At 62.4% G+C, this 12,590-nt stretch carries 11 protein-coding genes; all 11 read right to left on the bottom strand.

Annotated elements, in window-relative coordinates; all coding sequences use genetic code 11:
* Positions 1-150: 150 nt before the first annotated feature.
* Positions 151-564 (bottom strand): DUF2442 domain-containing protein, encoded by a 414-nt coding sequence (locus MOV63_RS30180; RefSeq protein ID WP_247039333.1) that lies wholly within the window; start codon positions 562-564, stop codon positions 151-153.
* Entirely contained in the window at positions 557-784 is a 228-nt protein-coding gene (locus tag MOV63_RS30175; protein WP_247039332.1) for a DUF4160 domain-containing protein, read from the bottom strand. The genes MOV63_RS30180 and MOV63_RS30175 overlap by 8 nt, the downstream gene beginning before the upstream one ends.
* A 212-nt stretch (positions 785-996) precedes the next feature.
* A complete protein-coding gene (locus tag MOV63_RS30170; protein ID WP_038545383.1) occupies positions 997-2,049 on the bottom strand; it encodes a sugar phosphate isomerase/epimerase in 1,053 nt (350 codons plus the stop codon).
* Between the two features lie 217 nt (positions 2,050-2,266).
* On the bottom strand, positions 2,267-3,217 hold the full coding sequence (locus MOV63_RS30165; protein WP_247039331.1) for a substrate-binding domain-containing protein: 951 nt from the start codon (positions 3,215-3,217) through the stop codon (positions 2,267-2,269).
* A 102-nt stretch (positions 3,218-3,319) separates the two neighbouring features.
* Complete coding sequence (locus MOV63_RS30160) at positions 3,320-4,321, bottom strand: ABC transporter permease (protein ID WP_247039329.1); 1,002 nt, start codon at positions 4,319-4,321, stop codon at positions 3,320-3,322.
* Positions 4,321-5,844 (bottom strand): sugar ABC transporter ATP-binding protein, encoded by a 1,524-nt coding sequence (locus MOV63_RS30155; RefSeq protein ID WP_247039327.1) that lies wholly within the window; start codon positions 5,842-5,844, stop codon positions 4,321-4,323. The genes MOV63_RS30160 and MOV63_RS30155 overlap by 1 nt, the downstream gene beginning before the upstream one ends.
* Before the next feature lie 381 nt (positions 5,845-6,225).
* Positions 6,226-7,536: a xylose isomerase gene (xylA, locus tag MOV63_RS30150; RefSeq protein WP_247039325.1), complete on the bottom strand. Its 1,311-nt coding sequence runs from the start codon at positions 7,534-7,536 to the stop codon at positions 6,226-6,228.
* Positions 7,537-7,706: 170 nt separating this feature from the next.
* Positions 7,707-9,161: a xylulokinase gene (gene xylB / locus MOV63_RS30145; protein ID WP_247039322.1), complete on the bottom strand. Its 1,455-nt coding sequence runs from the start codon at positions 9,159-9,161 to the stop codon at positions 7,707-7,709.
* 25 nt (positions 9,162-9,186) lie between these two features.
* Positions 9,187-10,227: a LacI family DNA-binding transcriptional regulator gene (locus tag MOV63_RS30140; protein WP_247039320.1), complete on the bottom strand. Its 1,041-nt coding sequence runs from the start codon at positions 10,225-10,227 to the stop codon at positions 9,187-9,189.
* Positions 10,228-10,370: 143 nt separating this feature from the next.
* Positions 10,371-11,963, bottom strand: a complete 1,593-nt coding sequence (locus MOV63_RS30135) for a DHA2 family efflux MFS transporter permease subunit (RefSeq protein ID WP_247039318.1) — start codon at positions 11,961-11,963, stop codon at positions 10,371-10,373.
* A gap of 21 nt (positions 11,964-11,984) precedes the next feature.
* On the bottom strand, positions 11,985-12,590 hold a 606-nt coding region (locus MOV63_RS30130; protein WP_247039317.1), incomplete at its 5' end, for an HlyD family secretion protein.

Here is a 12,590-nt window from a genome sequence, read left to right as displayed (position 1 = left end):
GCCATGCGGTGCACCGCCCCGATGAACGCCCCCGCCCCGCCGCCGACCATGCCGAGCCGGATGCGCGGCTCCCGCGCCTGTTCGTCCTTGCCTTCGATTGCCATGATGTTTCTCCTCGAAAAGATTAAATATGTGGCGACTGCCGGGCAGTCACGAGTTCTTTGCAGCCTTGCGGGGCCTGCCGCCCTTGGCGCCGTTGGCGCGGCTTGCGGCAATTTTTGACGGCGACTTGGATTGTCCGCCGCGGCGTTGTGCCTCCATGAAGGTCCGGCTGCCGAAGACGCCGCTCATGAGACCAGAAATCGAATAGTCCACATCGAGGCTTTCCCAATGCAGGCCGGTTTCCCCGAGAAGTTCGACTTCGGCCAGTTGTTCATTCGTTGCCTCCGCCAGGCCTTCGAGAGAACGGGCGGGGACCATGAAAGCGGCCCCGTTGGCGAACTCCACGACGATACGGCCGGAAGCAGAATCGAACCGCACGGAGACTGGAACGGGCCTTTGTGCCCGCTCCGTTTCCCACCGTCGTTTTGCCTGGGTGAGTTCGGCATCTGTGATCTCAACCATGGTACTTTCTCCACGTCTCCAGGAATAACTGCCGGTTGGCCGCGATAACCTCGGCAGCTCGGCGAACGTCTCGGTCGGACATCCCGCCCTGGGTCAGGACCTTCAGTGTCTCGATATCGATCCGCGCTTCGCCGTCGCCATAGACATGCACATGAGGGGGCTCATGGTCCGCCGTGTAGATGATAAACCGCAGGCCGTGCTGCCGCAGGACGGTGACCATAGATCAATAACCCAACTTGTTAGGTATCTCAAGCTTGTCTCCTCACAAAAGATTGTCCGCTCACCGGGCTGCCGCTACCTTCTCCCCGCTCGCGGGAAGAAGGACGCAAGACGACGCCTCTCGGTGCCTCGGCCTTATGGGGCACGTCCCTTCTCCCCGTCAAAACGGGGAGAAGGTTAGGGTGAGAGGCAGCGCCCGCGGAGCGTTGTCGCTCAAAGCCCCAGCATCCGCCTGTTCGCCGCTTCATCCGTCCCGCCGCTGGCAAAGTCGTCAAATGCCTTTTCGGTGACGCGGATGATGTGCGCCTTTACGAATTCGGCGCCTTCGCGGGCTCCGTCCTCGGAGTTCTTCAGCGCGCATTCCCATTCGACCACGGCCCAGCCGTCGAAATCGTTGGCGGCCATTTTCGAAAAGATCGAACCGAAGTCCACCTGGCCGTCGCCGGGCGAGCGGAAGCGGCCGGCGCGGCCGACCCAGCCCTGGTAGCCGCCATAGACGCCCTGCCGACCGGTGGGGTTGAATTCCGCGTCCTTGACGTGGAACATCTTGATCCGGTCCTTGTAGATGTCGATGTTGTCGAGATAATCGAGGCATTGCAGCACGTAATGCGACGGGTCGTAGAGCATGTTGGCGCGCGGATGGTTTTTCACCCGTTCCAGGAACATTTCGAAGGTGACGCCGTCATGCAGGTCTTCGCCGGGATGGATCTCGTAGCACACGTCGACGCCGCAGGAATCGGCATGGTCGAGGATCGGCGTCCAGCGCTTGGCAAGCTCGTCGAAAGCGGTCTCGACCAGGCCGGCCGGTCGCTGCGGCCACGGATACATATAGGGCCAGGCGAGCGCACCGGAAAAGGTCGCATGCGCCTTGATGCCGAGGTGCTTCGACGCCGTCAGCGCCATCTTCACCTGCTCGACCGCCCAGGCCTGGCGTGCTTTCGGATTGCCGCGCACCTCGGGCGCTGCAAACCCGTCGAATCCCTCGTCATAGGCCGGATGCACGGCGACGAGCTGGCCCTGGAGATGAGTGGAAAGCTCCGTCACCTCGACGCCGTTGGCGCGGGCCACGCCGGCAAATTCATCGCAATAATCCTTGGAGGTCGCAGCCTTTTTGAGGTCGATGAGCTGGCCTGCCCAGGTCGGCACCTGCACGCCGACGTAACCCTTGTCGGCCGCCCATTTGGTGATCCCGTCCCAGGTATTGAACGGTGCCGCATCGCCCGCGAACTGGCCGAGAAAGATGGCCGGGCCCTTGATCGTCTTCATGGTTTTTCCTCTTCGAACATGGCGTGCCTGGATTTCTCCTCCTCCCTCATTCCTGTGCTTGTCACAGGAATCCAGTGCGCCCAAGTCCTTGGGCGCGGAAGAGCCTTTTCACGGCGCAGACGCGCCGTGGCTGGATTCCTGTGACAAGCACAGGAATGAGGGTGAGGTTATGGCCGTGTCCGCCAAAAAATAAAGGCGGGCACGGCCGTGTTGATTATCAGAACGGCGAATCCGGGAAGTAGAAGTTCTTGGCATTGTCCTTCGTCACCAGTGTGGCGTCGAGGATGTAGGTGCCGCTGACCGGGACCTTGTCGTAGAAATTGCCGGCAGTGAGTTCCATGGCGGTCGCCACCATTGCCGGCGGATAGAGAACGTCGACCGGAACCATCTTGTCGCCGTCCATGACCTTCTTGACCATGTCCTTGGAGCCGGCGCCGGCCACGATATACTTGATATCAGTGCGCTTGGCTTGGGCGATGGCTTCGAGAACGCCGACTGCCATGTCGTCGTCCTGGCACCAGACCACGTCGATCTTCTGGTGCTTGGTCAGGAAGTCCTGCATGACCTTGAACGCGTCGTCGCGGTTCCAGTTGCCGAACTGGCGATCGAGCACCTTCACCTTGGAGCCGGCAATGCCCTTGTCGAAACCATCCTGGCGCTGCTGGTCGATCGGGATCGGCAGGCCGCGGATGACGACGACCTGTGCCTCCGGCGTGGTCTTCTTGATATATTCGCCGGCGACCTGGCCGAGCGCCGGGTTGTTGCCGGCCACATAGAGGTCACGGATGGTGCTGTCATTGACGGAGGGCGCGCGGTCGACGAGCGCGACGAACGTACCCTTGTCCTTGACCTGCTGGATGGCGTTGACCAGCGGATCCGGATCGGACGGCAGGATGACCAGCGCGTCGAGACCCTGGACCGCGAGATCCTGCACGGCGTTCGCCTGGCTTGCCGCATCCGGCGAGGTCTTGACGATGACGTTGAGGCCCGGATGTTCCTTCATCAGGAGCTTGGCGACGCGTTCGGCATGGAACACGACGCCGGCGGTCCAGCCGTGGTCGGCGGCCGGAATGGAAACGCCGATCGTCACCTTCTTGTCCTGTGCGAAGGCAGTGCCGGCAAGAAGTGCCAGCGACACCACGGCCAGTCCCAAAATTTGTCTGCGCATTGTTTCTCTCTCCCACAATATCAGGGTCTTTAGTATTTCAGGACCGGGCGCGACCCATCAGCCCGGTCAATTTACGTCGTGACCCAAATCCGCTTCAGCGGCCTACCTCCGCATCAGCGACCTTTGAACCAGCATGGCGATGATGATGATCGCGCCCTGGATGGCGCCAATCAGGTATTCGCTGACGAAATTGGACAACAGCATGATGTTGCCGACGATTTCCAGAATGAAAGCGCCGCAGATCGTGCCCCAGATGCGGCCGACCCCGCCCCGGAGCGCCGTTCCGCCGACGACGACGGCGGTAATCGCCTGCAGTTCCCAGAAGCTGCCGGTCGTGGCGGACGTCGAGCCGAGGCGCGGCACGTAGAGCAGCACCGCAACCGCGACGCAGAGCCCCTGGATGACATAGGTGACGGTGCGCACCCGGTTGATCGAAATGCCGGAATAACGGGCCACGTCCTCGTTCGAGCCGACCGCGGTGACATGCCGGCCGTAGCGGGTGCGGTAAAGCACGAAGGCGGCGATGGCGGCGGTGACGAAGATGACGATGATCGGCACCGGCACGCCGACGAACGAGCCGGAATAGACCGGCCGGTAGAGCGCCAGAATATCGCGGTCGCGCACGGTGATCGCGCCGCCCTGGCTGAGCCAGGTGGTGAGGCCGCGATAGATGCCCATCGTGCCGAGCGTGGCGATGAAGGGTTCGATCCTGCCAATTGTGGTGATCAGGCCGTTGGCGAGCCCGCAGGCGGCGCCGATCGCGATCGCCAGCGCCATTCCGGCAACCAGCGCCAGCGCCGGATCGGCGACCGTTCCCGAGTTCAGGAACAGGATCATCAGGCTGGCGACGAAGGCGAGCATCGCGCCGACCGAAAGGTCGAGACCGCCCGACGTGATCACATAGGTCGCGCCGAGCGCGATGACTGCGATGAAGGAACTGCGCGTCACGACGTTCAACAGGTTGGCGGACGTCATGAAATTCGGGTTGGCGAAGTAGCCGAGCGCCAGCAGAAGGGCGAGCGCGATGAAAGGCGCGATCGCCGCCATGTCCCAGTCCTTGGAGGTCTTCGGCGCCTTGGCCGTCTCGGTCGCGACATTCGCCATCACGCGGCCTCCTCTTTAGTGGCGCCTGTCGCCAGCACGACGATTTCGTTTTCGTTCATATGGTCCCCCGTCACCTCGCCGACGATCCGGCCGGAGCGCATGACGAGGATGCGGTCGCAGATGCCGATCAGTTCCGGCATTTCGGAGGAAACGACAATGATCGAACGCCCCTCCTCTGCCAGCTTGGCGATGAATTTGTAGATCTGTTCCTTGTTGCCGATATCGATGCCGCGCGTCGGCTCGTCGATGATGACGATCGACGGATCGAGCAGCATCATCTTGGCGAGCAGCAGCTTTTGCTGGTTGCCGCCGGACAGCTGGCCCGCAAGGATATCCTTTCGGCCGGTGCGAATATCGAAATCGCGGATCGCCTTGTCGAGCGCGGCACTTTCGCGCTTGCGATCTATCTGCAGCGCGCCGATGAACTTGCCGAGCGAGGCGAGCGTCAGGTTGACGATCAGGTCCTTGGTGAGCAGCAGGCCCTTGCCTTTGCGGTCTTCGGAAAGATAGACGATGCCGGCCTTGAGGCTTGCATGCACATCCTTGAAATTGACCGGCTTGCCGAGATGCCGGACCACGCCGCGGCTGGTACGAAGGCCGACCATGCCCTCCATCAACTCGGTGCGGCCGGCGCCAACGAGGCCGGCAAAACCGAGGATCTCGCCCTTTTTCAGCTGGAACGAGGCATCCTGCGCATAACCGGGAACGTTGAGATGCTCGACTTCGAGCACCGTCTCGCGCGCCTCGGCTGCGTGGCGGTCCGGATAGAGTTTTGCGACATCGCGACCGACCATCAACCGCGCCATGTCGGCGGACTGCAGCTCGCTGACGTCATGGCTGGCGACGAGCCTTCCGTCGCGCAGCACGGTCACCCGGTCGGCAATCTCCTTCACCTCCGGCAGGCGGTGGGAAATGTAGAGAACGCCGACGCCCTTGGCGCGGATCTGCCGGATGACCTTCAGCAACGCATCGGTCTCGTGCGGCGTCAGCGACGCCGTCGGCTCGTCGAAGATGACGATCCGGTGCGGCACGAGCAGCACGCGGGCGATCTGCACCAGCTGACGCTGGGCGATCGACAGGCGGCTGACGATGGTGTTCGGGTCAATGTCGCTGCCGAGCCCGCGGACCGCTTTTGCGGCGCCCTCGTTCATGGCGCGGTCGTCGATGAAAACGCCCTTGTGCAGCTCGCGGCCGAGATAGATGTTCTGGGCGACCGTCAGGTCCGGCGCCAGCAGGATTTCCTGGTGCACCAGCACGATGCCGCGATGTTCCGCATCGACCGGGCCGGAAAAGGTGACGGTCTCGCCGTCTATCCTCATCTCACCGCGGGTCGGCGGCTGATTGCCCGCGATGATCTTCATCAAGGTCGACTTGCCGGCGCCGTTCTCGCCGATGATCGCGTGAACCTCGCCGGCACGGACGTTGATATTGATGTCCTTGAGGACCTCGACGATGCCGAATGTCTTGGAAAGGCCGGTCGCTTCGAAGAGCGGCACGGCGGGGCTCGCCTCCGCAGAACTCATCGCGCAGCACCCATGACGATAGGGCAACGCGCGGCCCGACAGCGAACCGCTGCGTTACCGACAGCACGCCTGTATATGATAATCTGCACCCAAGCTCCTCCCATGAGAACGCTAGCCCAGATTCTGAGGTACGTAAAGCAGATTTCCGTAAGTCAAGCGGGGACGTGCAGGAAGGTTTTGTGCAGATCATCTTCCGGTTGACGACGGCAGCGTCCCGCCCCTCATCCGGCTGCCGCCACCTTCTCCCCGCCTGCGGGGAGAAGGGATATGCCGCTCCGTACCCGTTCACTCTCCAACGCCGCTCGTGGCACGTCCCCTCTCCCCGCAAGCGGGGAGAGGGTTAGGGTGAGGGGCGGAGCAAGCCCATCAAACGCAAAGGCATCAAACGTAACGATTGACGACGTTTTCCAGGTATTCCTGGCGGCCGGACTTCGGTTCCGGGTTGATGTCCTGCTTTTCAACCCAGGAGGCGATGTCGTCGAGCTTGTATTCGCCGCGCAGCATCTTCTGGTATTCCGGGCTGTCCCACTTGGCGTAGCGTTCGTCGAGCGGCTTCTTGAGTGCGCCGTCGTCGAGCATCTTCGCCGCCGCCTTGAGGCCACGGGCGCAGCAATCCATGCCGCCGATATGGCCGATCAGCAGGTCCTGGGGATCGAGCGACTGGCGACGCAGCTTTGCGTCGAAATTGGTGCCGCCGTTGACGAAACCGCCGCCGGCCAAAACCTGGTAATAGGCCAGCGCCATTTCCGGCACATTATTGGGGAACTGGTCGGTATCCCAGCCGGACTGGTAGTCGTTGCGGTTCATGTCGATCGAGCCGAAAATGCCGAACGCGTTCGCCATCGCCAGTTCGTGCTCGAAGGAATGGCCGGCGAGGATCGCATGGCCCTGCTCGATATTGACCTTCACTTCCTTGTCCAGCCCATGCTTCTGCAGGAAGGCGTAGACGGTCGCGACGTCGTAATCGTATTGGTGCTTGGTCGGTTCCTGCGGTTTCGGCTCGATCAGGATCGTGCCTTTAAAGCCGATCTTGTACTTGTATTCGACCACCAGGTTGAGGAAACGGCCCATCTGGTCGAGCTCGCGCGACAGATCGGTATTGAGCAGCGTCTCGTAGCCTTCACGGCCACCCCACAGCACATAGTTGGCGCCGCCGAGCTTCTTGGTAGCATCGAGGCAGGTCTTCACGGTCGCTGCCGCAAAGGCAAAGACATCCGGGTCCGGGTTGGTGGCGGCGCCCGACATGTAGCGACGGTTCGAGAACATGTTCGCCGTGCCCCAGAGGAGCTTGGTGCCAGTCTCGGCCTGCTTCTTCTCGAAATAGTCGACGATCTCGTTGAGATTCTTCGTGTTCTCGGCGAAGTTATTGCCTTCCGGACGCACGTCGGCGTCGTGGAAGCAATAGAATGGAGTACCGAGCAGAGAGAAGAATTCGAACGCCACATCGGCCTTCATCTTCGCCGCTTCCATCGTGTCCGAAAACCACGGGCGCTGGAAAGTCTGGCCGCCGAAGGGGTCGCCGCCCGGCCAGGTGAACGAGTGCCAGTAGGCGACGGCGAACCGAAGATGATCCTCCATGCGCTTGCCCGCGATCATCTCGTCCGGATTGTAGTGGCGGAAGGCCAGCGGATTGGTGCTGTCCGGTCCTTCGTATTTGATTTTCTGGATGTCTCCGAAAAAGCCTGTGCTCATGGTCGTTTCCTCATTGGGTTCGAATTGTTGTTTGACGGGTGGGTTGCCCCCTCATCCGACCCTTCGGGCCACCTTCTCCCCGAGGGAAGAAGGGAACTGAGGCACCGCCGCGAGCCTCTTCTCCCCTCGGGGAGAAGGTGCCGGCAGGCGGATGAGGGGGCGCCTCATGTTCAATGCGCCAGCGACTTGATCGCCGGATAGAGCGCCCGGTAGCGGGCGTATGCGGTGTCGTATGCTTCCGAGAGTGCTGCGACCGGTTCGATGGTCTCGTCGGTTTTCGGTGCCGAGCAGACGGAAAGCGGGTCGGCGCCGGTGGCGGCGATGAGGCCGAGGCGTGCGGCGCCGAAGGCAGCTCCAAAATCGCCGTCGGCTGGAATATCCACCGGCACGCCGAGAGACGTGGCGATCGACTGCAGCCAATAGCGCGAGCGTGAACCGCCGCCGATGGCGGTAACGCGGGAAATCGAGGTGCCGGCGGATTTCAGGGCTTCGAGATTGTCCCTGATCGCAAAGGTCACCCCTTCCACGACCGCCTGGGTCAGCACCGACCGGCTGCTTTCGTGTTCGAGGCCGATGAAGGCGCCGCGGATGGCCGCATCGTTATGCGGCGTGCGTTCGCCGGAAAGATAGGGCAGGAAGGTGACGCTGGAGGGAGCCTTCAGCGTATCGCCGAGTTCCTGGGTGAGTTCCGCGGCGGTCTTGCCGGTGATGAGCGAATACCAGTTGAGTGCGTCGGTCGCCGACAGGATGACGCCCATCTGGTGCCAGGTTTTCGGCAGCGCGTGGCAGAAGGCATGCACCGCGCTTTCAGGCTTCGGCAGATAGGAGGCGTTGGCGGCAAACAGCACGCCGGACGTGCCGAGCGACACGAAGGCCTGGCCTTCCGCCACCGTGCCCATGCCGCAGGCCGAGGCCGCATTGTCCCCTGCCCCACCGGCAATCACAACGCCCTCGCCCATGCCCCATTTGTAGGAGAGCTCGCCGCGCAGCTTGCCGGCCTGCTCGGTTCCCTCGACCAGCGACGGCATCTGGCTTTCGGTAAGGCCCGTGGCGGAAAGCAGTTCGGACGACCACTTGCGGGCGCCGGTATCGAGCCAGGACGTGCCGGCCGAATCCGACATTTCGGAGATGTGCTCGCCGGTCAGCCAGAGGCGCAGGTAATCCTTCGGCAGCAGAACCTTGGCGACCTTGGCGAAGATGTCAGGCTCGTTTTTGGCGACCCAGACGAGCTTTGGGGCGGTGAAGCCGGGAAATACGATATTGCCGGTGAGCTTGCGGAAGATTGGGTTAGCATCGAGGGCTGCGGCTTCCTGATGCGAGCGGGTATCGTTCCAGAGAATGCAGGGGCGCAGCACCTTGTCTTCGCTGTCCAGCAGCGTCGCGCCATGCATCTGGCCGGAAAGGCCGATGCCCTTCACCGCTGCCAACTCCTTCGGGAATTTTGCCTTGAGGCCGGCGACCGCTTCTTCGGTGGCGCGGATCCAGTGGGCAGGATCCTGCTCCGACCAGCCCGAATGTGGACGCGAGACGTCGAGCGAGCCGCTCGCCGAACCGATGATCTTCTGATCGCCGTCGATCAGCATCGCCTTGACGCCCGAAGTGCCGAGATCGAGACCGAGATACATGGTGTTTCTCCTAATGCTCCGCCCTTCAGGGCAGATTGTCTTTCAAGAATATGTCGATACGGATGCGTTCCTGGGCGGCGAGCACCGGCAGGCCGTCCGCCTTGGCCTTCAGCACGCGGATGGCGCTTCTGACTTCGTGGCCCGCATCCTGGTTCAGCACCGCGTCAATGGTGCCGTCGGCAAGTGCTGCGCGGGTCGAGGCGGTCAGTTCGTGCGCGATAACGAGCGGCCGGCTGGGGCCGTGCGCCGCCTGCAGCGCGCGGATGAGGCCGCGGTTGCCGGCACCGAGACTGTAGATGCCGGCGATGTCCGCATTACGACGCAGCGCCTCCGCGATCATCGTCTCGGCAAGCACCGGATCGTCGCGGCCCTCGAGGACGGGCAGGATACGGACGTTCGGATAGGCTTGGGCGATCACGGTCGAAAAACCTTCCAGCCGCTCTCGATGGTCGCGCACCAGCATCGAACCGGCGAGCACCGCGACGGTCGCCCCTCGTTCGCCGAGGGAAGGCCCGTTGAGGAAACGCCCCATCAGGCTGCCCGCAGTGCGGCCGGCTGCAATATTGTCGATGCCGGCATAATGGTCGCGGGAGGAATCCGGCAGGTCGGAGACCAAGGTCACCATCGGGATGCCGGCCTGACGCAGGCGCTCGGCGGCAGCGCGGACTTCCGGCGCGTCGATCGCAACGAAGGCGACGCCCGCCGGTTTTTCGGCAAGCACGGCCTCAAGGGCTGCGACCAGCGCGTCAGGATCGAAGGGCGGTACGTCGACGATGCGGATATCGGTGCGCTCGAAGCTGGACCGGGCGACCGCGCCGCGCACCTCCTCTGTGAGGCCGATCATGAAGGAATTGTCGTTGGCCGGCAGGATGAAGACGAAGGAATAGGTCCGGCTTTTGGCAAGGTTGGCGGCGGCGAGATCGCGCACATAACCGAGCGAGGCGATTGCCTCCTCCACCTTGCCGCGGGTGACGGAACGCACGCCCGGCCGGCCGTTGAGAACCCGGTCGACGGTCGCAAGGCTGACGCCCGCAATCTTTGCGATGTCATGAACTGTGGGCTTCATGAATTCCTCCGCCGACCGTGTTAGCGGAAATTCTGAGGTACGTAAATCAAAATTTGAGGTACGTGTTTCAACAACGCTGGACGCCAAAGAAAAAGGCCGTCACGTGTGTGGCGGCCCTCTTCCCGGCGGTGGAATGCTGGAATTTAATGCCCGCCGCTACCGGCGCCCGCGGGGCGGCCTGGCTTGGCGATGAGGAAGACAAAGAAGATCAGGCTTCCGAACAGCGCCGTCAGGATGAAGAACACATCCATGAAGGACAGCAGCAGGGCCTGTTGGGTGATGATGCCGGAGATCTTCTGGAGCGCCACGGCGCCGCCGTCGAGACCCAAGGCATTGTAATTGGCGCCGACGCTGTCGAGCCAGCTCAGCGCAGCCGGATTGCCGTAGTTCACATGCTCCGAAAGCCGGGCATAATGCTCGTCGGAGCGCTGGGTCAAAGCCGTATTGATGATCGCAAGGCCGACTGCGCCGCCGAGATTACGCGTCAGGTTGAAGAGACCGGAAGCGCCCTGGATACGTTGCGGTGTGAGCGTTCCGAGCGCGATATTGCTGATCGGCACCATGCACATCATCATCCCGAACCCGCGCAGGATCTGCGGCAGAAGCAGTTCGTAGAAATCCCAGTCGGCGGTAATGCCGGTCATCAGGTAGGTGCCCATCGCGAAGGCGCCGAAACCGACCGCCATCAGGATGCGCAGGTCCACGCTGCTCGATAGCCTCCCGACGAGCGGCGCGGAGACGAACATGGCGATACCCGAGACGAACATGGTCTCGCCGATCATCAGCGAATCGTAATGACGGATGCGGCCGAGATAAAGCGGATAGAGATAGGTGAGCCCGTAAAGCCCGACGCCCATGATGAAGGAGAACAGCGATCCGAAGGCGAAATTGGCGTTGCTGAATGCTCGGAGATCGACGATCGGGAACTCGACCTTGAAGGCCCGCCAGAAGAACACCACCGCACCAACAGTGACCAGGACCGCACCGACGACGATCTTGTCGTCGCTGAACCAGTCCTTGTTGTTGCCCTCTTCCAGCACGTATTCCAGCGCGCCGAGGAAGACACCCATGGAAGCAAGCCCCCACCAGTCGAATTTCTTCATCAGTTGAAGCTGCGGCTTGTCGAAGTCGATCAGCGTAAAGGTGACGGCCGTCACGATGATGCCGGGGATGACGTTGACCAGGAACAGCCAATGCCAGGAGAAGGAATTGGAAAGGTACCCGCCGACCGTCGGGCCGATGGTTGGCGCGAGCGTCGCGACAAGTCCGATGATCGGCGACACGATGCTGCGCTTCGACGGCGGGAAGATGGTGAAGGCCGCAGCGAAGACAGAGGGGATCATGCCGCCGCCGATGAAGCCCTGGATGGCGCGGTAGACGATCATCTGGTCGATATTCGTCGCGGTGGCGCAAAGGATGCTGGACAGCGTAAAGCCCGCGGCACAGATGGCGAAGAGGTAGCGCGTCGAGATGATACGCGCCAGCGTTCCCGACAGCGGGATCATGATCACTTCGGCGATCAGGTAGGAGGTCTGCACCCAGGCGATTTCATCCGAACCGGCGGAAAGGCCGGCCTGGATTTCCGCGAGCGAAGCCGAGACGATCTGGATGTCGAGGATCGACATGAACATGCCGAAGACCATCGCGAAGAAGGCGATGAGCTTGCGTCTGTCCATCGGCTGGTCGGCGGGCATCGCCATAGGGGATGCGCCCGCCGTGGCTGTTGCTCCTGCCATGGCCGCTCTCCTTGGTTCTCTTTACTTGGCAGCGACAGCGCCGATGCCAGGCGCAGTGCGGGTGTCGACGTCGACGACGACACTCAGGCCGGCGCGAAGATGCTGACGCTCCAGGTCTTCCTTGGGGATCGAGATGCGCACCGGAACGCGCTGCACGACCTTGGTGAAGTTGCCGGTCGCATTTTCCGGCGGCAGCATCGAGAAGACGGCACCGGAAGCCGGCGCGATCGACACGACCGTGCCGGTGATGTTGTGATCGTCATAGGCATCGACATGCACGCGAACCTTGGAACCCGGCTGCAGATGGCCAAGCTGAGTTTCCTTGAAATTCGCCTCGATATAGAGCTCGGTCAGCGGCACCAACGACGCGAGCCGCTTGCCCGTCGAGACGAGATCGCCCGTCTGGACAGAGAGATTGCCGATGACGCCGTCATAAGGCGCCTTCAGGACCGTGAAGTTCAGATCGCGCTGGGCCTGGTCGCGGGCGAGCTCCTGGGTGCGGATCGTGTTGACCGCTTCGTCGCGCTGCGCATGCAGAAGGCCGATATTGGCCTGAGCCGAGGCAACCGCGGCCTGGCCGGCGACGAGATTGGCGCGGGCCTGTTCGAGCGCAATCTGGGCGCTGTC

This window comes from Neorhizobium sp. SHOUNA12A, assembly GCF_023006505.1.
GTDB lineage: Bacteria > Pseudomonadota > Alphaproteobacteria > Rhizobiales > Rhizobiaceae > Neorhizobium.
Note: the sequence above shows the minus strand (reverse complement) of the source record. Positions and strands in the feature narration are given on the sequence as shown.